Source organism: Acidisarcina polymorpha, assembly GCF_003330725.1.
GTDB lineage: Bacteria > Acidobacteriota > Terriglobia > Terriglobales > Acidobacteriaceae > Acidisarcina > Acidisarcina polymorpha.
The window spans coordinates 3,514,545-3,539,240 of the sequence record NZ_CP030840.1 but is presented as its reverse complement, the minus strand read 5'-3'; the positions used below and the strand labels follow the sequence as shown (position 1 = coordinate 3,539,240).

Here is a 24,696-nt window from a genome sequence, read left to right as displayed (position 1 = left end):
TTGAGTTGAACTCCAAAAAAGAAGGATGCCAGTCAAGATCATGCCGGGGCAGCCGACCAATCCAATCGAAGCGAAGCATACACCACCCACGACATCGGGGAAGAGTGCCGGCGGGAATGTACGGTGGCGCATTGGCTGGGTACTCTTCTGCTCCACCGTCATCAACTACATAAGCCGCCAGACCTTTTCAGTTCTATCTCCCATGATCACGGCGCAGTTCCATCTCACCCACACGCAGCTGGGGAAGATTATGGGCGCGTTCCAGGTTTCCTATGCGTTTACCTGGCTGATCGGCGGAATTATTCTCGACATTGTCGGCACGCGTATCGGGCTGGCGGCAGCCGTCATTCTCTGGTCGACGGTCAACATGATTACCGGTCTGGCGAGTTCGGCTTTTGGTTTCGCTGCCTTTCGGTTCATGCTGGGTATCGGAGAAGGCTTCAACTGGCCGGGAGCCGGGAAGGCCGTCGCTGAATGGTTTCCCGATCAAGAGAGGAGCCTTGCTGTCGCAGTCTTTGACAGCGGCTCAAGTGTTGGCGGAATGATCGCGGCACTCGCGATTCCCTGGATCGCACTCTCGGTTGGGTGGAGATGGGCGTTCATCTTTTCCGGCTCACTGGGATTCATCTGGCTCTTTGTGTGGTTGCGGGTTTATCACCCACTCGACCGTCATCCGCGAGTAACCGGGAGCGAGGCCACCTATATTCGTTCGGGACAGACGGCGCGCGCAAAATCCATAGCCGCTGGGTGGGGCCGCTGGGGGAATCTGTTGCGGGAGCGGAATCTATGGGGTGTTGTCCTAGGTCGCGCCCTCACCGACCCGATCTGGTGGTTTTACGTGTTCTGGCTTCCGCAGTACCTGAGCGATGCTCGTGGCTTCAGCCTGCAACGGATCGCACTCTTTGCCTGGATCCCGTTTGTCGCCGCTGACATTGGAAACTTTACGGGGGGCGCGCTCTCCGGCTATTGGGTGCGGCGGGGCATGCCCGTACTTGAGGCGCGGCTTTGGGTGTGCGCCATCAGCTGCGTTCCCATGCTTGCCGGCATTCCCGCGGCGAGGGTGCATAATTCCTATTTCGCATTGGCTTTGATCTGTGTCGCACTTTGGGGATTCGCGAGCTGGTCGACGATGGGCCTGACGCTCCCTGCGGATCTCTTCCCTCAGGATGTCGTGGCGACGGTTACGGGGGTAAGCGGTCTCGCGGCAGGATTGGCGGGCTCCGTCTTTACATACATCGTTGGCGTAACAGCGGACCGCTTCTCATATGGGCCGGCCTTTCTTGTGGCCGGTCTAATGCCTCTGGCGGCAACCGCCGCCATCTACATGCTCATCGACCGACGTGCACCCTCGGCAACCTCGGCGAGGAATTTGGACGAGCCGGGACCAATGAATCGCCGTCGGGACGAACGTTAGTCAGCCATTTTGTTTTATTTCGTTTCTGATTCACCGATCCTTTTTCAGCCTCTAGAGTGGCAAACGCGCGGGACACTCTCAAGAGGCTCTCCCTGCAATGACTCTACCGAACGACGAAGACAAGTTTGTGGCCGTGGTTACGGCCAAAGCGGAGGTTTCTCTTCCTTTAGGGAAATTTAAACCGCGGTCGATGCTCGTAAGGAAGAACGTGAGATCGAGAAGCCGAAGGTCCGGTCATTGACTATCACAATCACCTGGATGCCCTGGAGCCTGACCGCGTACTTGAAGTGATGGATGCCTGCGGCGTTGAGCGCATCGTGAATATTACGACGCAGACCGGCGAGGCGGCGCTGCGGATGATCGATAATTCCACGCCGCCGACCCGCACCGGTTTGCGACCATCGGCTGGATGGATCGGTCAGGCATTGAGCAAATCACTTTGCTAGGGTGACGTGCGACCGCCTGGAACAGCTGGTCGAACGAGGCGCGCAGGGGATCAATTCTGGAAAGACCTGGGGCTGCTTGTTCGAGACGACGATGGCGAGCTTTTTAGGATCGACGACGAGAGGCTCGCTCCGATCTTTGACAAGGCCGCGGAGCTGGTGACCCCGGTCATGTTTCACACTGCTGACCCCAGTGCGTTCTTTCTGCCGATCGATGCCTCCAATGAACGGTATGAGGAGCTTGCTGCCCATCCGGAGTGGGGTTTTCACGGCTCTCAATATTCGAAAGAGGAACTGCTCGATCAGAGAGACCGGGTCTTCGCGAGGCATCCAAAGACGACTTTTGTAGCTGCCCATGTTGCGGAGAGCGGCGAGGACCTCAGCCGCGCGACGAAGCTGCTCGAGACTTATCCGAATGTGCTGATCGACATCAGCGCGCGGGCTTCGGAGCTGGGACGCCAGCCGTATTCGGCGCGGCGGCTCTTTCTGCGCTTTCCGGACCGGATTTTGTTTGGTGCAGAGCTGCTGCCCCAAGAGACAATGTATCGGCTTTACTTCCGCTTTCTCGAAACCGAGGACGAGTATTTCAAGTATCCCTCGCACGCTTCGACACGGGGACGGTGGAACATCTATGGACTGAATCTGCCGGACGAGGTCCTGCTCAAGGTCTTTCGCGAAAACGCGCTCCGTCTGCTGCGCTAATCGAGGGACGGCGCATACTCAAATGCGCAGGAAGAGCTTTCTGCGGTACATCCAGTAGAGGATCAGCCAGTAGATTGCCATCACCGTTGTGCCCAGCACAAAAGGTTCGAGGCCCGATCCAAAAACCTGAAAGATGCGATATCCCAGATTGATGTGGAGGCTGCTGATGATGAAACCTTCCCACAGGTGGGCGATCAGGTAGGCGGCCATGGAGTTCATTCCGACGACGACCAAGGGAAAAGCCCAGCGGGTATGGTTCTTCACATCGACAATCCAGGAAAAGGCAGCGAGGAAAAAGAAGCAGATGCCGCCGCTGAAGAGCGTCCAACTAGGCGTCCAGATTCGCTTTACGATCGGACAGACACCGGTGAAATGCAAAACGAGTCCGGCGCAGAACAATGCCAAGCCAGTTAGGAGAAATCGTTGCAACGGTATTTTGGGGTTTGAGCTGCGGAACCATTGACCGGCGAAGAGACCCAGCAACATTGTACCCAGTGTTGGAACGAAGCTGCTGGTGAGATAGCCGCCGTCATTGAAGAGAAAGGGCGAACTGCGCGGGAAGAGATTGAGGAACCAGAGATCGAAAGCTTGCCCGAGGTTGCTGTTCTTGTTCCAGTGCGAGGCGAAGCCGGTAAAGTTATGGTGCCAGTCGGCGGGAACTCCGACGGCAGCGTAATTGAAGTTTGCTCCCGGCGCGGGATACAAGGCCCACGCCGACCAGTAGGCGAACAAGATGCCGGCGAATGCTGCCCATTGCCACTTTGGGCGGCAGAAGGAGAGCAGAAATGCGAAGGAATAGCCGAGACCGATCTGGGTCAGCGTGTCTTCAAAGGTGAAATAGGTCTGCGTGCTGTGGATCGACCGGAGAAAAATTCCGAGCGCCACGAGTAAGAAGCTGCGCCAGATGGTGTGAAGCAGCAGCTTGCCGAAGCTTTGTCCCTTGCGCAGCCGACTTTGATTCGAGTATGGAAGCGCTACCCCGACAAGAAAGGTGAAGGAGGGCTGGATCATATCGTGGAGGCCCAGCCCCGCCCACTCGACATGTGTTTGGTTGTAGGCGAGCACTCGCCAGAAGAGGCTTCCGGGATAAGCGCGGGAGACGGCGGCAAAGCTCATCACTTCACCCATCATCAGGAGCATCACGAAGCCGCGGTAGGCATCGACGGCTACGTTGCGCTTTACCGGTAGGACGGAGGGATTGTCAGCGGGAGCTGCCGAAGGGCTCTGGATATATTCGGCGCTGATGGTCGTCGACATCGGAGGTCACCTGCCATCGATAAGACGGGTCTCGTATTCTGCTTGATTACGATACGCCTCTTTGGATTTCGAATCGTAGCATATGAAAACCAGGCTTTCCAAGATATTCCTTCCGAACCAGGGCGGAGCGGCTTGTTCGTGGGCGGGTATCAGGTAAGCAAATGCAGGCGATAAACGACATTTCTTGGTTTGAATTTCCTGTTGACACCCCCATAAGTTGACCGTAGACTCCATAATTTACCGAAATAATTCGAAACAAACTAAAGATGGCGGGATTGAGATGAACTCTCGAAAAGGAAATACGATCCCGATGACACTTCCGTCGACTTCTTGCCACCGCCGCATTTTTCCTTGTTCTGCTCTGTTGTTGCCCATGCGGAGAAGGACACAGCATCCATCACAGGGCGAGTCGTAACCTACTCAGCAGATCCAACTGGATTGAAGTTTTATTGCTGAAAATAACTCATGAGATTCGAGACAACGAATGACTCAGGCGATACAAGATGTTACAAGCGCCATCTCGCGGCGCGGATTTATTCGGTTGGGCACCATGAGCGCAGTGAGCGTGGGGCTTGCATCTTCCACCAATAGTATCGAGGCGCAGGATAATCAGACGGCGCAGTCGACCATGATCGACGTACCCTTCAACCGTGTCGATCCAAAAATCGGAATTATTGGCGTCGGTGGCCGGGGCACAAGCCTGCTCACGAATCTGTTAGCTGCCGATGCACATGTAACGGCAATCTGCGATGTGGTGCAGGAAAAGGCCGTGCATGCACAAGCACTGGTAACGAAGACCGGTCAGAAACCGCCGACAGTCTACACCGACGGCGATCATGCCTTCGAGAAGCTGGTCAGCCGGGACGATCTTGACTTGGTAATCATCGCAACCCCCTGGAAATGGCACGTAGAGATGGCCGTGGCCGCGATGGAACACGGCAAACACGCTGCCGTGGAGGTGCCAGCCGCCGGCACGATCGAAGACTGCTGGAAGCTGGTGGATACCTCGGAACGGACGCGCAAGCACTGCATGATGCTGGAGAACTGCTGTTACGGCTACAACGAGACTCTGGTGCTGCGTATGATCCGACAGGGATTGTTCGGCGATCTACTTTATGGATCGGGCGCTTATATCCATGATCTGCGGGAAGAGCTTTTTTCCGATCACGGCGAGGGTCTCTGGCGGCGCACGGTGCATACGGAGCGGCAGGGAAATCTTTATCCGACTCACGGATTGGGCCCGGTGGCCAATTACATGGGCATTCAACGAGGCGATCGCTTTGACTATCTCGTCTCGATGAGCACGCCGCAGCGCGGCCTCGACGTGTACCGCAAAGCGCATGTGCCGCCCTCGGACCCTCGCTGGAGTGAGCACTATGTAACCGGCGACATGAATACTTCACTGATCAAGACCGCAAACGGCCTGACGATCACCGTGATGCATGATGTCTCGAATCCCCATCCTTACGATCGAGTGAACACCATCGCAGGGACCAAAGGCGTCTTCGCGGACTATCCACCACGCGTGTATTTTGACGGGCAAGCTGGCGGAGAGCAGTGGGGAGGCATTGATGCATATAAGGAGTATCAGCATCCGCTGTGGACCAAAGAGGGCGAGATCGCCAAGAAGCTGGGCGGCCACGGTGGCATGGATTACATCCTGCTCTACCGACTCTTGCAATGCATGCGTGAGGGCCTGGTTCCGGATATGGACGTGTACGACGCAGCCGCCTGGTCGGCCCCGTCGCCGCTGAGCCTCTCGTCAGTCCAAAACGGAAGCGCCCCACAGAAATTTCCTGATTTCACTCGCGGCAACTGGCAAAAGCGTTCAGCCTCGCAGATCGCGACCCAATCGTAATCGACTAAGAAGAGTAAGCTGGGTGAGCGACCGTCGTCAGGTCGCAATCCCGGCTTTTTCCTGGTTGATAGGGCGTACTTGCTGGAGACATGCGGCTGGAGTCTTCTACTTCCTCTCGACTGGCAGCCTGCGCTGCGTCTCGGGATGGAAGCGTGTCGGCATCTGACCAGCAATGGAGATGGATGAACGAGCGGTCGCGGTTGATTTCTCAAGACCGACAGCGGTCAGAGTTACCTCATAGTTGCCTGGCCTGGTGTAGGTATGGACTGCGTGCTGACCTTCAACGGAAGTTCCATCGCCAAAATCCCAGCTATAGGACACGACGGGATTGTCTTCGCTCGATCCGGAGGCGCGCCGCTCTCTTCCTGCTTTGCGACCGTGTGTTGTGGATAGTCCGACGCCTTCAGCCAGTTGCCAGCCACCTCGACCCCCGCCGATGCACGCAGAATCGGTTCTGTATCCCCCGGGGCGGCGATGGTGTAACTGCCATCGCTTTCATTGGCATGAAGCTGTAATTGTCCCCCCTGGCCGTGGAGGAGGATAGGAGACACGGCTGTAGCGCCGGCGAAGATGATCGATGAAAACGATCCGCTAGAGCGCATGCAGTACCCTCGCTTTGGTATTGGTAGTTGCGATCACCCCCCCGTGGGAGAAAAGCAACTACATATCCGTAGGATTGCGATTAGTTAGCTTTATGGCTTGACTTTTAGCTTGTCAAAACATTCAACAAAAGCATTCTCTTTTCAGAAGCGGCAATGCTCGTCTCGTATGGGCCAGAAGCACCCTGGGTAAGCCCGGATTGAGGATGGTTCGCTTCTCCTCACGCCACCGGAGCGCAGGCAGCTGCGTAGGGTTCGAGGACTTGAACAATACGGTCCAGAACAAGAGCTTCCGGTGTGACGGAGAAGAGATTGAGGCGGAGACGCCGATACTGTTCCGGAAGATAGGCACTGATCAAGGTTTCAGGAAGAGTTTGCTCCACGAGCCTTGCCATCAGCGCTTCCACCGCCTGTTCGATGGCGGGGTCAGCCCAGTAATAGCGAAGACGGTCGCTGTAACTGAAGCGCCGCAGGAGGCGCACTTCGTCCTCTGAACCCAGGTAATGACTTTGCCATGCTCCAGGACTGCGAAGCATCGCTTTCTCGACAATATCGGGAAGATATAAGGTGATCGCGGAAGGGTGCAGTTCCGCTTCAATCGCCGCCAGGGCAAACAGAGCCTCGCGCATGGCGAAAGTCAGCGCAGGACCAACTTTGAGGATTGCAAAGCCATCTCGGACGAGATTTTCGTACGCTGCCGGAGTCTGATAATCGGTGGAATGGGCTTCGAAGACCATGTGCCCTACCTGATCGCTTAGCCACTCGACGAGAGGCGCCGCCTTTTTGGGATCGTAGAAGACCACCGAGTCGTGGTTGAACTCGACGCCCGGCTGGACCACCATTCCTACAACTCGTGGCCATACATGCTCAAGCCCGCTTTCAGCAAAGATCTGACGGTGAACTTGCAAGGTCTGCAACGCCGCTTCGCGCGTGGTGACCTTCAGGTGCCCGAGGTCTTCCAGCGCGCCACCGGGCGTGGGGACTTCTGTACCAATGATGTAGAGGGGTTCTCGGCCGCCAGCTGCTTTTTCGGCGGCGAGGCAAAGGCGGGCCGCGCGCCGGGCAATAACGGCGTCGGGCAGTGGCGTCAAATCCCCCGCACACGGCATACTCGCGTCGAGATGTATCTTGGTGAAGCCGGCCGCGGCATAGGCGGAGACCATGACCTCTGCCTGGTCCATCGCCTCGGCAGTCGGCTGACTTGCCCAGGGATTTGGCCCGAGATGGTCTCCGCCTAGGATGAGCTTGCCCTGCGGAAAATCCTCCTGGCCGGCGAGCCGGTGAACAAAATCTACGAAGCCGGTGGGTTGCATCCCCGTGTATCCGCCGAACTGGTTCACCTGATTCGAAGTAGCCTCAATCAGAAGTGGGCTGCCTTTCGTTTTGGCCAGCTTCATCGCCGCTCGAAGAACATATGGGTGGGCTGAGCAGACGGAGTAGATTCCTCGCCATTTGTGTGGCTTCTTTCTCTCAGCCAGCAGTTGCCGAAGTTCTGTTGACATTTCTCTCCTTGTTTATTCCCTGTTTCCTTATGGCACGGGTTTGCGGCCGATTTTCGCTGCGGAACGTCCGCAGGCATTTCGCAGATTTGTATAACGTAACCATTCGAAAGTCAACGGATTATGACCCTGCGGTTATTCATGCGAAGGGTGCATGGCCGCCTAAAAGCGGCTTGGCGGACTGATTCAATAGCTCAAGCCTGCGTCCATCAGGAGGCTTAGAAGAGACTCGTGATCTCATACAAATCTGAAATATTTGTAAAAAAAGCTTGACGTGAGTGGAAAAAGACAATAAACAATCGATTACAGCCCGAATCGAAAGTTTGCTCGACGCCCGTTTCCTTACGAATTGGCTCTATCCGACAGCGTAACGACCCAGTCCACTCTTGGAGAGACCCTTCATGCGTTCTTGCCGAATCGCCTGCGCGACGCTCTTTCTTCTTCTCGGATGTCGACTGCAGCTCCGCGCGCAGTTGACCTCAGCCATGATTAGCGGACAAATCACGGACACCACGAAATCTGTCATTTCAGGGGCTGAGATTGTGGCCGTCGACGTGGCGACGGGCGCGACCTACAAGGTGACTTCATCTGCCGACGGAAGTTACGTGTTCACCAATCTCGCGCCTGACACTTACCGCTTGACCGTCACCATGGCGGGCTTCCAAAGTAATACGCAGGAGAACCTGATCCTCGGCGTAGGGCAACATGTAACCGCCGATGTCGCGCTTAGAGTGGGATCGATGGAGCAGAATGTCGTGGTGCAGGCTTCCGCGGCCGCGGTCAACCTTCAATCGCCAACTGTCTCCACGGTGATCGACAACAAGATGACGCAGCAGCTGCCGCTGAACGGGAGAAATGTGCTGCAGCTTGCCCAGCTTGCTCCCGAGTCGGGCGTCACCTCACCAGGGCCGTATAACCAGGCTGCTTCGCGTCCCGATCTTGCAAATGCCTACGTCGGCGTGAGCGGCGGCCGTGGCGATTCCACGGCGTTTTATCTGGACGGGGCGCTGAATGAAGACGTGCTCACGCAGATTGCGAACGTGTTTCCCAATCCAGACGCAATCCAGGAATTCAGCCTGGATACGAGCACGTTCAGCGCCAAGTTTGCCGGTCTGGGAGGTGGCGTGATGAACGTGGTGACCCGCGGAGGCGGGAATCAATTCCACGGCACGGCGTTCGAATTTCTGCGCAATAGTGTGCTGAACGGAAGGAATTACTTTGCCCCGGCGCAGGACGGCCTGAAGCGTAACCAATTTGGCGGAACTATCGGTGGTCCGATCCGCAAGGACAAGGCATTTGCGTTTTTTTCGTACCAGCGAACGACGGTCCGGCAGAACCCTATCAATTCGACGACCGTTCTGACCCAGGACCAGCGCGACGGCGACTTCTCAGGGAGCGCGAAGCAGCTGGTAAATCCCACGACCGGCGTTCCCTATGCCGGGAACCAGATCTCGCCGTCGACCTTCGATCCGATCGCACAGGGGCTGCTTGCCCTGCTGCCTGTGGGGGCCCCCGGCACGGGCCTGGTGTTTTATACATCGCGTCTGGAACAGAACAGTAATCAGTTTGTGACTCGCATCGATGTTGCGCCGACCGACAAGCTGCATCTGTATGCGAGCTATCTCTACGACAAGCTCGACGAGCCGAATACAGCCGTTGCCGGAAACATTCTTACCGCGGGGACTTCTTCAGGTTCGGGGCCGGTGGCGAATTGGCTGAGCCAGTTCGCGGTTCTCAATACGACTTATAACTTTAGCCCCAGACTTACCAGCGCGTTGGTCGGCTCAATGAGCCGGCGTACCAACCTTGCCTCATCCGCGCCGGGATTTCCGGGATGGAGTGAGCTGGGGGCGCAGATTCCGAACCTGGTGGCCCCTGGGCATACGGCGTTGAGCCTAGGGATTACTAATTATTTCTCCCTTTCCTGGACCGGCGTTTATCGCATTCCTGCTACCGAAGGCGGTATCTCGAACCAGTGGACGTGGGTGCGCGGCAACCATACCTTCGAGTTTGGCGGTGACATTCTCTGGAGCAAGGTCATTAAAGCGCAGGACTATGAGGGGAATGGCGCCTACACCTTCAGCAACTCCCTTTCCGGCGACAATGCACTCGATTTCCTACTTGGAGCACCTTCGCAATTCATCCAGCAGGCGTCTTTCTATGTCGTGCCGACGCGCATGCTTCCTGCTGCCTATCGCAGTCGATACGTGGCGCGCGAACCAGCGGCTCGTGCTTACCCTTGGAGTGCGGTGGAACCCGTTCGTTCCGGTCTTTGATTCGGCTTACCGACAGGAGGGCATCTTCAGCGCGGCGGCCTATGCAGCTGGAATTCGCTCGCAGCAATATCCGACGTTGTCGCCTGGCCTGCTGCTGGCCGGCGACCCTGGAGTCCCTCGGCGCGTTATTGACACGAACTATCACGTATTTGATCCCCGAGTCGGCTTTGCCTGGGACGTCTTCGGTGACTCGAGGACCAGTCTCCGTGGAGGCTATGGCCTTTATCAGGACCAGATGACGGCGAACATGATCAACCTGAACTACAGTCCATTCAATGTGAATGTGACCATCACGAACCCGGCCAGCACCGCCAATCCTTATCTCGGTCACGTGGACCCCTTCCCGATCACCAAGCCGACGCCGCCCACGACACCATTTCAGATTCCGATGGCAGCCGGTCCGTTTGTGCCGGACATGAAGCCTCCCACGATTCAGCAGTGGAACCTCACGCTGGAGCAACAGGCCCCTCTGGGCATGCTGTTCCGGCTCGGGTATCAAGGGTCCAATGCCTTTCACCTTCTGGGTGCCATCGAAGGTAACGCCGCGATCTATGATCCGGCGCTCACCCAAAAGCAAAATGTGTCGAACTACAACGCCCGCAGACCGATGGGAGAGTTCTACCAGGGGCTCTCTCTCAACGAGGATATAGGCACCTCCAATTACAACGCGATGACGGCGAGTCTCCAGCGACAGGTGGGTCATGGTCTCACCCTGTTGACCGGCTATCGCTGGTCTCGTTGCATGAGCACGGCCGATCCTGGCGGTTTCAACTCAGACGTGTATGCCACGCCGGTTCGCAGCGCCGATTATGGCCGTTGTGCCTACGACACCCGCAACCAGTGGAAGGCGTCGGGTGTCTGGCAACTTCCGCGCACCCACTTCAACTTCGCTTTCGCCAATGGCGTGCTTTCCAGTTGGGAAGCCAATGCGATCGTCACGCTTCGCTCCGGTCAACCGTTCACAGTCCTGTCGGGCGTTGACAACTCCACTAGCGGCATCGGCAAAGACCGCGCGGATATCACTGGCAATCCTAGGTTGCCCTCGTCGCGGTCCCACGCCCAGGAGGCCGCGGCGTTCTTTAATGTATCGGCGTTCAAAGCTAACGCGCTCGGCACCTATGGCGACACGGCACGTAACCTTCTCAGCGGCCCCGGCTATTCGGACATCGATTTTTCCTTGAACCGGTCGTTTCCAATTCCGCTCCGGGTAACTGAAGGTCACTTCCTGCAGTTCCGCGCCGAGTCTTTCAACCTTTTCAACCGGGTCAATTTCTCCAACCCGAATGCGACCATCTCTTCCGAGACCGCCGGGAAGATCACCTCGGCGAGTGACCCGCGTATTCTGCAATTTGCGCTGAAGTACGTTTTTTAAGCAGAGAGCGTTCCAACGTGCCGCCGAGGGAAATATGAACCTAAAGACCAAATGTGGATTATTGGTGGCCGTGATGACCGCGGCCACCATGCGCGGTCAACAGGGCGGGACTGGGGGCAAGGGATTCAGCGAGACGGAGCTTCAGCAGTTCAAGGCCGTGCGCCCCATCGATAGTCACACCCATATCTATCGATACACCCCGGCTTATTTCGCGCTGCTGCAAAAGCTAGACATGCACACGTTGGACATCATGGTTGTTTCAGACAATGCCGACCCGGAACGGAAGGTGCTGAGTCAAGAGAGTGCCGACGTCTTCGAATTAGTGAACAAGAGTGGCCACCGGGTCTACGCATGTACGACCTTTGACCCGTATCTCTTCAATCAACCGGATTTTGCCGCGAAGGCCATCACCGGCATTGACCACGCCTTTGATGAAGGCGCGGTGGCCGTCAAGATTTGGAAAAACGTGGGCATGGAGATCAAGGACGCGAAAGGCAAGTACGTTTTGCCTGACGATGCTGCGTTTGCGCCGATCTATGCCGACATCGCAAATCATCACAGAACGCTGATCATGCATATTGCGGATCCAGACACTGCCTGGCTGCCGCCCGACCCTCATGCCTCGGATGCGTCTTATTTCATCCAGCATCCAGAGTGGTACATGTACCGGATTTCGGGATCGCCCTCAAAGGACCAGATTCTTAATGCGAGAGACCACGTGATCCAGATGAATCCAAACCTCAAAGTCGTTGGCGCACACCTCGGCAGCATGGAGGGCGAGTTCCCACGGATTGCCGCTACCCTCGATCGGTACCCAAATTTTGCCATCGACCTCACCGCGCGCATGCCCTACATCATGAAGCTGCCGCGCGCTGAAGCGATCGCGTTCTTCACGAAATATCAAGATCGGCTCATTTACGGCACCGACGATACCTACTATCCAGGAGCTGATGCGCAGCGGCTGGTTCGCGAGGCCGAGGACACCTATGCTCGCGATTGGCGCTTTCTCTCGACGGACTCGGCGATTATTTTCCGTAATATTCAAGCACAGGGCCTTGCCCTGCCACCGGAGATTCTGCGCAAGGTGTACCACGACAATGCAATCCGCTGGTATTCGGAGATGCGATGACCGTTGGATCATGGTTGTCGGTGAGCGCACTTCATTCTTTAGTTCGGACCGATAGCGCTGTATCGGTTCGCCGCCGCACCCCCCACCCCGAACCCGGTGGCCTGAAAATTGTGGGGACTTTTGTGGGGACCCTGTTGGATATCTGTGGGTTAAACGTGCCGGGGAGAATACCGGGGACACCGTCGAGGAATGTGCATCTGAGCGACTGATTGTTTCCATCGCTCCTCTCAACTCACCGGTGCTGAAGTGGCCGTACCGTCCTGCCATCTTTACCATGGTGCTCGGCGACCTTCCGACGATCTTGGCGACCTTTGCGATCGGCGGAATCGCCGAGTTGGCTTATATTCAGATCGACTTGCTTGAGCAAAGGCTCAAGATGTTCGGCGATTTGGGCCACCGTAGCGTTGTTCTTGAACATATAGTTATGGAACTCCGGCAGACGATAGTGAGATAGCTTGCCTTTTACGAAATTAGACCAACCCAGCGTAGGATTTACGAAATGGGCATTCGGCACCGTCTCACTTACGAGCAAAACTACGTCATCGGTGGTCGCAGGTACCTGATAGTTGGCACAAGCGTTCCGAAGAGCTGGTAAGAACCACGCTCCTCGCGAATTGATCTCGATGGGTGCCGAAGGGTCTTCTAGGAGGCGCAGTTGAGACAACAACTTGAGAAATCGGGTCCATTTGAAGACTCGGGTTTGTGCGAGATATTCTTCAAGCCTCAATTTTGCGGTTCGGACGAGCCTCAGCTGACGCCAATGGTGACGAAGTTTGATGCTGAGGTTCATTCGTTTCCTTAAGATACGCTGGACAATGGTGAGGCATACTCGGTGACCGGGACACCAGGTGTCTGCCATCACAACCAGTGGAACGGGTTGTCCCGCCTGCCTGAGCAGCCGAGCGGTTTCATAGGCAAGAAGTCCCGCATTGCAAAGTCCAATCAACATGTACGGACCGGATGGGATTGCCATACGAATAAGTCGCACGTACTCGCCTGCAATCTCTTCCAGGCTGAGGCTGGGCAGCGCTTGAGGATTGTAGGGGTCAAACACCTGGACGGCAAGAAACGGGCGATCCGTCCCGATGCTGCGAGAAAGCTTTTGATACATCATCGGATGATTGATCGCGATGATAGGAGTTTTGTCGCCGAAGGGCTGAATTGGGACTATCCCCCATGGGTCGGGAGACTCGTCACCGGTGGTCACACGAACGGCGAGTTCGCGGATGGTCGGCGCCAAGAGCAGGGCCTCCACGTTAATCTGCACGCCAAAGACATTCGCAACCTGGCCTACGAGCCGTGTAGCCAGTAGCGAGTGGCCGCCAAGTTCAAAGAAATCATCGTTCCGGCCGACCTGCTCGATCTCGAGCGTCTCGCCCCAAAGTCGGGCCAGAGTTTCCTCGACTTGGCCGATCGGCGCTTCATAGCAGCCGACAGAGTAGGCTTTGGTCTCCGGAGCAGACAGCGCCGTGCGATCCAACTTGCCGTTCACAGTGAGTGGAAGGGCGTTAAGCTCCACATAGGCCGCCGGCACCATATAGTCAGGCAGCTTCCCGGAGAGGTGTGCCCGTAACAACCTCGCGCCGATGCTCGGCTCTTTTGGATCGGCGCTTGTGTAATAGGCCACCAGGCGCTTATCGCCGGGAATATCTTCCCGCGCCAGCACCACCGCGTCGCCGACTGACGGATGCTGTGCCAGGCAAGCCTCGATCTCTCCGAGTTCGATACGGAAGCCGCGGATCTTAACCTGAAAGTCGTTGCGACCCAAAAACTCTATATTGCCGTCATCGCGATAGCGGCCAAGGTCCCCCGTCCTGTACATCCGGACGCCGACCTCGGCTGCGAACGGATCGTCGAGGAATCTCTCTTCCGTTAGCTCTTGCCGATTCCAATACCCGCGCGCCACGCCGGCGCCGCTGACGTAAATCTCCCCTATGGCTCCAATCGGGACTGGCTCGCCGCACTCGTCCAAAATGTAGATCCGCATATTGGAGATCGGACGACCAATCGGGATTGAACTCGACCCGTCCAGCGGTTCGACGATATCGAAAGTGCAGCAGCCAACCGTTGTCTCGGTGGGACCGAAATGATTGACCATCCTTACTTCTGGAAAGCGTTGCTGCCAAAAGAGGAGATCCGCTGGCACGAGCGCTTCTCCGCCTATCATCAGAATCCGGGTAGGAGCGTTTTTGTCGTTGGAAGAGAAAGCCCGATTTAAGAGCTTTAGATGGGAAGGCGTAACCTTGACCATCGTGTATGGAGCATGTTCCGATGAGCCAAATTGGGCGATAGACGTCATCTCGCTCCCCGGCGACAGCAACGTCAGGCGCTGTCCGCAGAGGATAGGTCCATAGAAAGTAGTAACCAATCCATCGAAGCCGATCGAGTGTATCGCAGGTGATCCAGATCCCTTTTCCTGGAAATATGCACTCAATGTCCAGAAAAGATAGTTGGTAATGTTTCTATGTTCCACCACGACCCCCTTTGGCTTCCCGGTGGAGCCGGAGGTGTAAATAACATAGGCGAGATGGCGCGAAGTGAGACCAAGGGTGGCCGGATCGGGATTCTTCATAGACTGACTTCCCCAAAACCCTGCGTCCTCTTCGAGGTTCACAACGAGTAAGGTTTCGGGCAGCCGGCCGAAGGCTGGGAGCACCGACTGCTGAGTCAGCACTGCCAACGGGACACTGTCTTCGATCATGAAGGCGAGCCGTTCCATCGGAGAGGCAGGATCGAGCGGCACATACGCCCCACCGGCCTTGAGAATGGCGAGCAGCCCGATCACCATCTCGGGACTCCTCTGTATGCCGATAGCCACATGGGTGTCCGGTGTGACACCGAGAGCAATGAGGTGATGGGCAAGGCGATTGGCTCTGTCATTCAAATCGGAGTAGGTCAGCTGCTGCCCTTCGAAGACCACAGCAACTGCATCCGGCGTTTTCTCAACCTGTTCCTCGAATAGCTGATGTACGCACTTATCAGTCGGGAACGGAGTCTCGGTGGCGTTCCATTCATAGAGCAGCTGCTGGCGCTCGTCTGGTGGCATCGCATTCAAATAGGACGCATGTCTCTCTGACCTATATCGATTATGAAAATGGTCCACGTCTGCCCCCAGTGTCTGACTCTTAAAATTCGTGAAACAGTTCCATCGTCGTGAGCGAAGTGAAGGACATGCGCTTCCAGCAGTCTAAGCGATGGACAATGCTCTCCGCGGATAGATACTACCTCTCCGGTATATATCCCTCGTGCTCCATCCCGCCCCATCTTACCGTCACAATTATCAGGGACTAACTGACGACGGCCGGTGAAAAACGATTCCGTTCGAGGTATCTACCGACTTTCATGGTTTGAATTCAAGCGCCTCGACAAAAGGATCTAATCTGCAGCCTCGAGACTTTAGATTGGCCTTCGATTGAAAGCCTCCTCCACTGCCGTTCAGAACAGCATTCGCGGAAGAAACACAGGCCGCCTCTCGCTCGCGGTATACACCTATAAGAGTACTGATCTCGCGTGGGGTTAATGGTATGGCCAACCAAGTTGCATCGGAACCGGTGATCGTTGGGAGAGGGTTCGAACGTACTGCGGACAAATTCTATCCATCGATCCAGGGTCTGCGCGGTTTTGCCGCCGCAAGCGTTGTCTTGGTTCATGCGTATCTGATGGCCAATGGTTCCGGCTTCTTCCCAAGAATGCCAGCGGCTTTGATGGTCGGCTGGAAGACGCTCGGTGAGGCTGTCGGCCTCTTCTTCGTGATTAGCGGATTCGTTATCCCAGCCAGCCTCTTCCGCCATCGCAGCTTGACGCGTTTCTTCATCGATCGCGTGTTGCGCATCATGCCTCTTTTCGTCACGCTTCACCTTTTAGTTTTTTCTATCGGACCCTTCGTCGGCTACAAGTGGCTCCACGGCATTGATTTTTTCCATTACACTTTGTTGTTCTTTACCAATCTGACCTTCACTGCGCTTCCTCTCGGCCTGCCGCTTGTCCAGCGAAACTCCTGGACACTTACTTACGAATGGGCCTTCTACTTCTGTGTTGCCGCGGCATGGGTGATCGTTGGCAGGACGCAACGTCGCCGTTCGGCGCTCGCATTGATTGGTCTGCTAGCGATCGGCCTCTGCATCATCTTCCCGGCCTGCTGGCCGTTCCTGTTGGGCCTCGCGTTTGCGCGCTTCCTCCCGAGCCTCTACATGAGCCGCAGGCTCGAGATTGTCGCCGTTCCGATTAGTCTTGTGCTCTACTTTTACGTAGCGCAGTACGTATCCATTCTTGCATCGATGGCCTTTGCCGCCGTGCTCTTCCGGGCCGCGCTTCAGGATGGAACCTATACTTCCCGCTTCCTCTGCACCAGGCCGATGCAGTTCCTCGGCATGATCAGCTATAGCATCTATCTGGTTCACCCCTTGGTCATGTTTGCTGGCGAAATGATCGGCCACAAGTTTGTTCATTGGGGCGTGAGCGTACCGGTAACCTTCATCATCTTTATGATCTACACGATCAGCGTTGTGCCGATCATGTCTTTTATCAGCTATGAGCTGGTGGAGGTCCGGTTGAAGAAACTCCTCCGGGTTCGCCTGACATAGGACGCTTAGCCAAATGCTGACCGTCCTATCGAAAAAAGGCGCGCTCGAAAGACTTTCCCTAACGTGTACCCGATCGGCAAGTGCAAGAAGCGAGTAGCTATCTGTTCACCGCTTGGGCAAATCCCAGCGCAAAGTTGGCTTGGCGAGCGAGGATGTCAAAAGCACCATAAGTGCTTGTAACTGGGTCATACCCGAATTGTCCTGCGCAGCAGATCGCCAAATATTTGGTTATGGCGTGACCTCCTGGGTGATGCTTGCTGCGCTGGAGGCGTTCGTCGCGCTGCCGGTGTAGGCGGCGCTGATGCTGTTGACGTAGAGCGTGAGATCCGAGGTCGTGAAAGTTGCGACGCCCTTAATGAGTGGTGCGCTGATGAGTGCCGTGGCACCGTTCTTGAAGACGACGCTCCCAGTAGGAGTCGGGCCGGAGACGGCCTTCACCGTCGCGGTAAAGGTCACCGCGTCGCCTTGCGATGCGGGGTTCAGCGACGAGACGAGGGAGAGATTGGTGACGATTGCGGTCGGAATGATGGTGTAAATCGCCGTGCTCGGTTTGCTCGCCGAATCACCGCTCTCTATGGCGATCGCCTTCACGGTAGTGGTTGAAGCGGAGACGGTGAACGGGGTGATGTAGGTCGTCGACGCGGCGTTCGGGGCGGATCCATCGGTGGTGTAGTGAATTATGGCTCCAGGCGTCGCGGTCTCGATCTTGACTGGCACCGGCAGGGCGTAGGTGCCTCCCAGGCGGGGGAAGGTTGGGGCGGCGACCTGGCCCGTGATCCGCTGGGTGAGGCTGCCGCCGCTGGCGGTATAGGTGTCTGGCTCGCCGAGATAAGTAACTGCGATGGTGTGCGGCCCGACGGAGAGCGAGGTCGCGGTGTAGCTTGCGTGGGCGGTGCCATCGAGAGGTACGTTTTCAACGAAATGGCCATCGACGGCGAAGTCCACAGATCCCGTGGGCGCGGCTCCGCCAGCAATTTGCTGGACAGCGGCGGTGAAGGTGACGTTGCCGCCGGCCTCCTGTGGGTTGGCGTTGGAAGAGAGAGCGGTGGTGGTGCCTCCGGGGAAGTTGAACCGCGCCATGAAACCGGTCGATGGCCGCGCGGACGCCGCGCGATCGGTCCTATCATACGCGGCGGGCGACAGAGGAAAATCGGAGGAGTAAGTAAACCCAACAAAATAGGCGTCGCCCATGGGGTCGAGGGCAATGGCCGTGCCGCTATCCCCCGGGCCCAGGAGGCCGGACCCTCCCAGATAAGTGGAATAGACCAGATGCGAGCCGGTGGCGTTCAAGCGGGTGAGAAATGCGTTTGATTCGGGAAAACTCTCACCACGGTAATGGTTTACCTTTTGGTAGGCGTCGGGGGTGATTCGGAATGTCTTGCTGGCGGTGAAGCCAGTCACAGTGGGAAGGCCGACCGGCCCGACCGCGATTCCGTTGACGCCGTTGTCGTGCGCGCCGCCGAGGAAAGTTGAATAGACCAGCCCTGGCCCATCGAGATTAAACTCGGCTACAAATCCGGTCCGGAATTGGGCGATGTGGATCGTTTCCAGGACGCCCTTCGTGATGGGAAAATCAGATGATTCGGTACTTCCCACGACGTAAGCCATATTTGCGGCATCCAGCGCGATCCCGGTTGGAAGATCGCCATTCACGGAAAAGCCTCCGTTCCCGCCGCTGCCACCAAAATAGGTAGAGTATGCCAAAGCCGACCCGCCGGGGGCCAGCTTCGCCACAAATCCGGTGGCGCTACGGTTCTGTTGCGGCTCTGGATTCTCTGCCTCAAAGGCTCCTGGCGTAATCGGAAAATCTGTCGACGTCGTGTATCCGGTGACATAGGCCGCGCCGGAGCTATCCACCGCGATCGCCTCTATGACATCGCCTATTAAGCTGTCGTTGATGTCTCCTCCGCTGCCGCCGAGATAGGTGGAGTAAATCAGCCCAGTGCCGTCACTGTTCATCTCAGTGACAAAGCCCGTGGACGTATCGTTCGAATCCTCGGGCGATCCTCCTGGAGTTTTGTTGACCTTCTGATAGGCATTCGCGGTGACCGGGAAGTCGTGCGACATAGCGCTACCGGCAACATAAGCGTCGCCGGAGATATTCAGAGCGATGGCTTTGATCGAGTCGGCCTGGTCGCCAGTGACTGTGCCGCCCAGATATGTGGAGTAGATCAGCCCTGTTCCGGTGAGGTTCAGTTTGGTAAGAAAAGCATTGCTGTGGTCGATGTAGAGCCCACCATCGATGTTCTTCTGGAACGCGCCCGGCGTGACAGGGTAGTCGTTGCAGGAAGTCGATCCGGCGACATACGCATACCCGGAGGCGTCGACGGCGATCGCGTTGCCCAAAGCTGCGCAAAACCCCCCAGAAGCAGCGGCGGTTCCGTCGAGTATCGTCGAGTAGACGAGGCCCGTGCCAGTCGGATTCATCTTCGAAACGAAGGTTCCGTTGGTGTTGTGTCCGACGGACTTCTGAAACGCGCCGACGCTGGTGGGAAAGTCGTTGGAATATGTATATCCGGTCGCATAGGCGTTGCCTGCAGAATCGATGGCGACGGCAAGGACAGAGTCCTGGTTGCTACCTCCAAGATATGTCGAATAGGCAAGGGTGGGGTCGATAACCAGCTCGCGGGAATGGTCGTAGTCGCCGATCTGGAAGCCGACCGTATTTCTCGCCTTCAGCTGGAAGCTGCCACCGACTCGTAGCCTCTGGCCGTCCCTCATCTGATAGACTACCGGCTTGTGAAAGGCGATTTCGCCGTTGCTGGCGACCACCTTGAGATCGCCATTGGATTCCAGCCGAAGCTTTTCGGCGCCAGCGAAGCGCAGCCGAATTGACTTGGGACTGGCATCCGGGGCAATGACAAAGTCGTATTCGAGCTGCTGCTGGTTCCCATAGTAGACCAGATCGATGCCGGGATAGACGCTGCTGTATCTCACTTTAGAGTAAGTAGGGACGTTGGTGTGCCACTTGGACGGGTCGCTCCCGACGAGATAGTTCGACTTGCCTGGCAGCGGTTCCAAGCCCTCGATCGCCGGGCCGCGCGAAGCTCCGGCAACTTCCATGCGCACCACATCTGTCTGTTGGCTTCTCAATTTCGCAGGGAAGTTCCGGAGCGTTGCCCTCTCCGGGCCAGGTTTAGAAAGCGTCAGCACCGCAGATGTGCCGGTGAGGAAGAGCGAGTAACCCTGACCGTGGGAAAGGAACTTCACCTGCGAATCGCTCTGGCCCTGGTTGGCTTCAAAGCTGAGGGGCAGCTTGCCATACTCGTCGGCAACCGCCTGCGAAGCACCTCGCAAAGCTGATGCTAAGTCGTGACCATCCGAAATGCTCCCAGCGGAAGGAGTGACCTGCGCGGAAACGGCAATGAAACTAAACAAGAAGGAGACTGCGGCAGAGGGGAGGGTTTTCATCTTGAACTCCAAAGAGGTTGGGGAGCAGGACAGAATCGGCGTACCAACTGCCGCTCGGATGAATGCCCAAGGCGACCTCCAGCTCTAATGGCCGGAATAGCGCCCCGCAGCCGGAGTGCCCTCAAGGCACCTTCACAGTGCGCCAGAGTATCGCAAATGTCAATTCATTCTGCTGTCGCTTTGGATTCTCCGGCGTCTCGATGGCAAGTTGTCCTTGTACGATCAAGAACAATTCATCTTCATTTTTGTGGGTATGCCAGACTAGTCGACCCTTAACTTCGCGGCTTTGATGTACTGGTCATTCACGTGACCGACCACCTTCGGCGACCAGTAGTCTGCTACACGACCAAAAGAAGACAATAGATTCGAAGCGTTTAACATTTGTAAGTAACCGGTCTCTTCTTTCGGATCATCAGTCCTTATTCCGTTGCGCAAAGCACATTACACATTGTCGTTCGTCCAACCTCGATTCAACAGGGTTGGAAATCTGCCATCGACCATGACACTCGATCAGATCACTCTAAGAGGGTCAAGTCGAGAATTAATTCGGCCGTCCGATACTCTTCATCATTTGCAGCAACAGAGGCAAAAGAGAATGGCTCGGCGATGAGCCCGTTAACAAAGCCGAGCTCCGCAAGTTCTTAACATGAATCGTTTTGCCATTTCTAATGGCCTCCCAATGAATCCCAGCTGAGCAGTGATGCCCACTTTGAATCATCTCAGAAACCCTAAGTCGAAAAGTACCTCTAGTCGTGGCGAATGCTTTAGTGAACTTGCGATGACTGCATCTTTCCCCCAATTTTTTTATGAACCTTCACCGAGAATTATCGAATGGTACGAGACCAGTCGGCGTTGGCTCCGTCAGAGTTCCCTCACAAGCACAACCGAACGAAGTCGTGATTCGTATGCTGTACCTAGTGTTTCGGAAGTGTCACGAGAGCCGCCAACCCATAACGCCAACAAGCGAATTTTTGCGGCGCTTCTGGTGCGAGTAGGCCGAACAAGAGCCCCAAACCCGCGCTCAGGATCACGCGGAGAAGGCCGCGTGGTGAAGCGCCGGAGCGCTGTCGCACTCTTTTCCAGCTAAAACCCATCCATCTTCCGCTTGGAACGTTTGGGCATCTGTGCCTTAGCTTGCCGTCTGCGCATGCGCTAGAAGGTCAGTCGCACGCCGAGTTGCGCGGCGAAGGGAATGCCAACCGTTGTGCCCGGGCCAAAGAAGTCACCGAGGGCGCCGGCGGGTATGCCGAGTTGCTTGAGGTTGGTGGCGGTGCAGTTGGCAGAATTGGGCGCGATGACGGTGCAGTTGGGGATGGAGGCGGCGTTGGTTACGTAGTTTGCGCCGGGATTGTTGCGGTTGAAGAGGTTGAACATTTCGATGAAGGGCATCACCTTGGCACTCTCCGGCCAACGGCTGAACGCGATGGGGCGGCTGACGCGCAGGTCGGTTTGGATGTAGGGCGTGGCGCGAAACTGGTCCAGTGAGGTGGGCTGATTGTTGACGGTAATGCGTTGGGTATTGTCGGGGGTGGTGATGGTGAACGGCCGCGCGCTTTCGGCCTGAGAGAGGCCGCTGATCTCGAAGCCGGCGGGAGCTTTGAGGGTACCTGCGAGGACGAAGCGGTGCCGGACATCTTCACCGGATGGCCCGTAGTCCCCGGGCCCGAAGGGGTTGAGCGGGTTACATACACCGTTGACGTAGTCGAAGAGCTCGCCGAGAACACAGCCCCAGGTTTGTGCCTTGGAGAAGCTGTAGTTCGCGATGAAGTTGGCGCGATGGCCGATGGCTCCCTGTAAGTGGAGCAGAAGGCCGTTGTAGCTGGAACGGTTGTCGGAGTGGTAGACGTTGACGTCGGGGACGTAGGTGGCCTGGTTGGGGTCGTCGGGCGCAAGCTGCGGAGTGAAGAGGCTGGTGCCGCCGGTATAGTTGTACGCGCGGTAGCCGTGGTTTCCCTGCTCGTGGATGAAGTCGCTCGTCATGGACCAGTTGGCGTTGAGGTTGTGCTGAACGCCAGCGGAGACGTGAACGGCATAGGGCGTGCGGTAGCGGGGGTCAATCAAATTGGCAACGCCACCGGCGGAGTCGCCGGGTATGCAGCCGGGTGAGCCCTGGTTCTGGATGGGATCGGCGCAGGGAGCCGGTAGCGTGTTGACAGCCTGAAATGCGGTGGCCCAGCCGTTTTGAGCGAGGTCGTCGAAGTAGAGGCCGAAACCAGCTCGGATCACGGTGGATTGGCTTCCGCGCGGAGCGTAGGTGAAGCCAAAGCGCGGAGCGATTTGCGCATGGTCGTCGTGCGGCGCGCCCCGAACGAGCGGTATGCCAAGCGACTGCAGGGTGAGGTAGCCGGGGTTCTCCGTCTGCGGGCGGCCGGAGGCCTCGAAGAGGCCGAAGGTGGTGGAGTAGTGCAGCCCGTAGTTGAAGGTGAGGTTGCGCACGTGCCAGGAGTCCTGCGCGTAGAGGGCGAGGCGTTGAACGTCTTGCGAGAAGCTGCCCCCATCGACTCCGGAGGTTGAAGCGCCCGCGGCGTAATCGACGGCGAACTGCGCCGGATTCGCAAGATAGTAGGTGGGGTTTTCGGGGAAGGTGTAGAGGGTTTCGGGTTTGTTGGGGAAGGCGCCGCCGAGTACGGGCTCGTGGATGAAGTTGACGCCAAACTTGAGCGCGTGCCGCGCGCGGGTGTAGCTGAGGTCGTAGCGGAGTTGATACTTCTCCTGATTGCGGATGGAAGGGAAATAGGTGATAGGCGTAGCGAACTGGTTGTCGCCATAGGTTTCAAAGCCTGAGATGGTTTGCGAGGTGGAACTGAACGGGAACGCGAGGGCGAAGCCGAGATCGGAATTGCGCGCCTGGGTGAGGCGCAGGCCGACGCCCGCAACAACAAGGCTGCCAAGCAGGTTGGACGAAAAGACGAACTCGTTGGCGACAACCATGCTGAGGTAATTGTTGCGCGAGCGCAGGCCAGTGCTGGGAAGGGTGCCTTGCTGCACGAGATTGTTGTGCGTGGTGTATCTGTCGACGGTGCCGCGGAGATACCAGCTCGAACGCTGGGATTGCGTGTAGTCGAAGCGGCCAGAGCCGAAGTAGTCGCGAAAAGGAATGGGAACGAAGGTGGGGACGGCGATAAAGGGCACCCCGGGAATGAGGCCGTCTGCGGCAAGGGTAGCAAGAGCGTCGAACTGAGTGGTGCTGCCCGGGCTGTAGGCGATGCTGGCGTTCTCGTGGACGTGTTCGAAGGCGGAGAAGAACCAGAGCTTGTCGCGAACGACGGGGCCGCCGAGGGTGCCAACGTAGTTTTGCCGCGAGAATGGCTGCTTGGGATTGGGTGCGGGATTCTCGATTGGATAGCGAGCGTTAAGATCAGCGGCGCGTTCGTAGAAGGCGGCGCCCCCGTGGAACTGGTTGTTGCCGCTCTTGGTGGTGATGACCACGGAGCCGGCGGTAGTGTTGCCGCTGTCCGCGTCCTCCTGCGCGGTGCGTATGGCGAACCCGGCGATGGCGTCGGGGGAGATGTTCTGCAGGAAGCCTCCGATGTAGTCGTCAGAGTCGTCGGCGCCATCAACGGAGAGCTCGTTGTTGAGGCCGGAGCTGCCGCCGGTGGAGACAGCCGTAATGCGAGCTTTGGTGGGGTCGGAGGGTTCGACCGGCTCGGTGCCGGGAGCGAGGTAGGCGATGTTGGCGAAGCTGCGCGCGGGCAGCGGGAGAGCCTGGAGATCGGCGCTGGTAATGATGCTCTGGTGGACGTTGCTGTCGGCGTCGATGCGCTGCGTGGTGATCGACGATGCAGTTGCGCTGACGCCGGCGCTTTGAAGCACGGAGACGAGGCGCATGGTGACCGTGACGACCTGCGTGCTGCTAACAAGGACGTTGACGTCCGACGATGCGGTTGCGAAGCCCGGTGCGTTGATGCTGAGCTGCCAGGCGCCGGGCTGCAGGCCCTGGACGCGGAACTCGCCGTTGGCCTCGGCCGTGACGTGGCGCACGAGCGAGGAGTCGGCGCGCCGGAGGTCAATGGTGGCGTTCGCGACGCGGGCGGAGGTGGGGTCTTCGATCATGCCCCGAATGGCCCCGGTGACGCTCTGGGCATGGATATGGAGCGCCGCGCTGAGCACGAGCGCAACGAGGAGGGGACGTGATTGCATGTATCTCCGAAAG

Annotated in this window: 15 protein-coding genes; 8 read left to right on the top strand and 7 right to left on the bottom strand. The window is 57.2% G+C overall.

Annotated elements, in window-relative coordinates; all coding sequences use genetic code 11:
- Nucleotides 1-25: 25 nt before the first annotated feature.
- From ACPOL_RS15175 to ACPOL_RS15170, 3 genes are all read left to right on the top strand, one after another.
- Entirely contained in the window at nt 26-1,414 is a 1,389-nt protein-coding gene (locus ACPOL_RS15175; protein ID WP_236657496.1) for an MFS transporter, read from the top strand.
- A gap of 317 nt (nt 1,415-1,731) precedes the next feature.
- Complete coding sequence (locus ACPOL_RS35495) at nt 1,732-1,860, top strand: hypothetical protein (protein WP_275066517.1); 129 nt, start codon at nt 1,732-1,734, stop codon at nt 1,858-1,860.
- Nucleotides 1,861-1,866: 6 nt separating this feature from the next.
- Nucleotides 1,867-2,559: an amidohydrolase family protein gene (locus tag ACPOL_RS15170; RefSeq protein WP_236657495.1), complete on the top strand. Its 693-nt coding sequence runs from the start codon at nt 1,867-1,869 to the stop codon at nt 2,557-2,559.
- Nucleotides 2,560-2,577: 18 nt separating this feature from the next.
- Here ACPOL_RS15170 and ACPOL_RS15165 read toward each other — a convergent pair whose 3' ends face one another.
- Nucleotides 2,578-3,816, bottom strand: a complete 1,239-nt coding sequence (locus ACPOL_RS15165) for an acyltransferase family protein (protein WP_114207795.1) — start codon at nt 3,814-3,816, stop codon at nt 2,578-2,580.
- A 484-nt stretch (nt 3,817-4,300) separates the two neighbouring features.
- Between ACPOL_RS15165 and ACPOL_RS15160 the strand changes: the two genes are divergently transcribed.
- Entirely contained in the window at nt 4,301-5,674 is a 1,374-nt protein-coding gene (locus ACPOL_RS15160; RefSeq protein WP_114207794.1) for a Gfo/Idh/MocA family protein, read from the top strand.
- A gap of 105 nt (nt 5,675-5,779) precedes the next feature.
- On the opposite strand, the gene ACPOL_RS36295 is transcribed toward ACPOL_RS15160, so the two are convergent.
- The 3 genes from ACPOL_RS36295 to ACPOL_RS15150 all read right to left on the bottom strand — a co-directional run bounded on the left by ACPOL_RS36295 (nt 5,780) and on the right by ACPOL_RS15150 (nt 7,775).
- Nucleotides 5,780-5,995, bottom strand: a complete 216-nt coding sequence (locus ACPOL_RS36295) for a PKD domain-containing protein (protein WP_414633352.1) — start codon at nt 5,993-5,995, stop codon at nt 5,780-5,782.
- Nucleotides 5,905-6,276, bottom strand: a complete 372-nt coding sequence (locus ACPOL_RS34810) for a hypothetical protein (protein ID WP_236657494.1) — start codon at nt 6,274-6,276, stop codon at nt 5,905-5,907. Before ACPOL_RS34810 ends, ACPOL_RS36295 begins: the two co-directional genes overlap by 91 nt.
- A 218-nt stretch (nt 6,277-6,494) precedes the next feature.
- The gene (locus ACPOL_RS15150; RefSeq protein ID WP_114207792.1) at nt 6,495-7,775 is read right to left on the bottom strand and encodes a D-tagatose-bisphosphate aldolase, class II, non-catalytic subunit; all 1,281 of its coding nucleotides are present in this window, start codon (nt 7,773-7,775) and stop codon (nt 6,495-6,497) included.
- A gap of 398 nt (nt 7,776-8,173) precedes the next feature.
- Between ACPOL_RS15150 and ACPOL_RS15145 the strand changes: the two genes are divergently transcribed.
- Genes ACPOL_RS15145 through ACPOL_RS15135 form a run of 3 tightly spaced genes read left to right on the top strand, consistent with a single transcriptional unit; the run spans nt 8,174 to nt 12,549 of the window.
- A complete protein-coding gene (locus ACPOL_RS15145; RefSeq protein ID WP_114207791.1) occupies nt 8,174-10,048 on the top strand; it encodes a TonB-dependent receptor in 1,875 nt (624 codons plus the stop codon).
- Nucleotides 10,002-11,420: an outer membrane beta-barrel protein gene (locus ACPOL_RS15140; protein ID WP_161557378.1), complete on the top strand. Its 1,419-nt coding sequence runs from the start codon at nt 10,002-10,004 to the stop codon at nt 11,418-11,420. The genes ACPOL_RS15145 and ACPOL_RS15140 overlap by 47 nt, the downstream gene beginning before the upstream one ends.
- Nucleotides 11,421-11,454: 34 nt before the next feature.
- On the top strand, nt 11,455-12,549 hold the full coding sequence (locus tag ACPOL_RS15135) for an amidohydrolase family protein (protein ID WP_236657493.1): 1,095 nt from the start codon (nt 11,455-11,457) through the stop codon (nt 12,547-12,549).
- Nucleotides 12,550-12,781: 232 nt separating this feature from the next.
- On the opposite strand, the gene ACPOL_RS15130 is transcribed toward ACPOL_RS15135, so the two are convergent.
- Nucleotides 12,782-15,595, bottom strand: a complete 2,814-nt coding sequence (locus ACPOL_RS15130; protein ID WP_114207789.1) for a non-ribosomal peptide synthetase — start codon at nt 15,593-15,595, stop codon at nt 12,782-12,784.
- Nucleotides 15,596-16,073: 478 nt separating this feature from the next.
- Here ACPOL_RS15130 and ACPOL_RS15125 point away from each other — a divergent pair, with 478 nt between their 5' ends.
- Complete coding sequence (locus ACPOL_RS15125; RefSeq protein ID WP_114207788.1) at nt 16,074-17,132, top strand: acyltransferase family protein; 1,059 nt, start codon at nt 16,074-16,076, stop codon at nt 17,130-17,132.
- A 228-nt stretch (nt 17,133-17,360) separates the two neighbouring features.
- Here ACPOL_RS15125 and ACPOL_RS15120 read toward each other — a convergent pair whose 3' ends face one another.
- Entirely contained in the window at nt 17,361-20,543 is a 3,183-nt protein-coding gene (locus ACPOL_RS15120) for a DUF7948 domain-containing protein (RefSeq protein ID WP_114207787.1), read from the bottom strand.
- A 1,152-nt stretch (nt 20,544-21,695) separates the two neighbouring features.
- Nucleotides 21,696-24,683, bottom strand: a complete 2,988-nt coding sequence (locus ACPOL_RS15115; RefSeq protein WP_161557377.1) for a TonB-dependent receptor — start codon at nt 24,681-24,683, stop codon at nt 21,696-21,698.
- Nucleotides 24,684-24,696 lie beyond the last annotated feature (13 nt).

What these genes read in the sequence shown, in the direction of transcription:
- ACPOL_RS15175 (WP_236657496.1), top strand. Translation starts at nt 26, where the DNA reads ATGCCAGTCAAGATCATGCCGGGGCAGCCGACCAATCCAATCGAAGCG.
- ACPOL_RS15165 (WP_114207795.1), bottom strand. Translation starts at nt 3,816, where the DNA reads ATGTCGACGACCATCAGCGCCGAATATATCCAGAGCCCTTCGGCAGCT.
- ACPOL_RS15160 (WP_114207794.1), top strand. Translation starts at nt 4,301, where the DNA reads ATGACTCAGGCGATACAAGATGTTACAAGCGCCATCTCGCGGCGCGGA.
- ACPOL_RS34810 (WP_236657494.1), bottom strand. Translation starts at nt 6,276, where the DNA reads ATGCGCTCTAGCGGATCGTTTTCATCGATCATCTTCGCCGGCGCTACA.
- ACPOL_RS15150 (WP_114207792.1), bottom strand. Translation starts at nt 7,775, where the DNA reads ATGTCAACAGAACTTCGGCAACTGCTGGCTGAGAGAAAGAAGCCACAC.
- ACPOL_RS15145 (WP_114207791.1), top strand. Translation starts at nt 8,174, where the DNA reads ATGCGTTCTTGCCGAATCGCCTGCGCGACGCTCTTTCTTCTTCTCGGA.
- ACPOL_RS15135 (WP_236657493.1), top strand. Translation starts at nt 11,455, where the DNA reads ATGAACCTAAAGACCAAATGTGGATTATTGGTGGCCGTGATGACCGCG.
- ACPOL_RS15130 (WP_114207789.1), bottom strand. Translation starts at nt 15,595, where the DNA reads ATGCCACCAGACGAGCGCCAGCAGCTGCTCTATGAATGGAACGCCACC.
- ACPOL_RS15125 (WP_114207788.1), top strand. Translation starts at nt 16,074, where the DNA reads ATGGCCAACCAAGTTGCATCGGAACCGGTGATCGTTGGGAGAGGGTTC.
- ACPOL_RS15120 (WP_114207787.1), bottom strand. Translation starts at nt 20,543, where the DNA reads ATGAAAACCCTCCCCTCTGCCGCAGTCTCCTTCTTGTTTAGTTTCATT.
- ACPOL_RS15115 (WP_161557377.1), bottom strand. Translation starts at nt 24,683, where the DNA reads ATGCAATCACGTCCCCTCCTCGTTGCGCTCGTGCTCAGCGCGGCGCTC.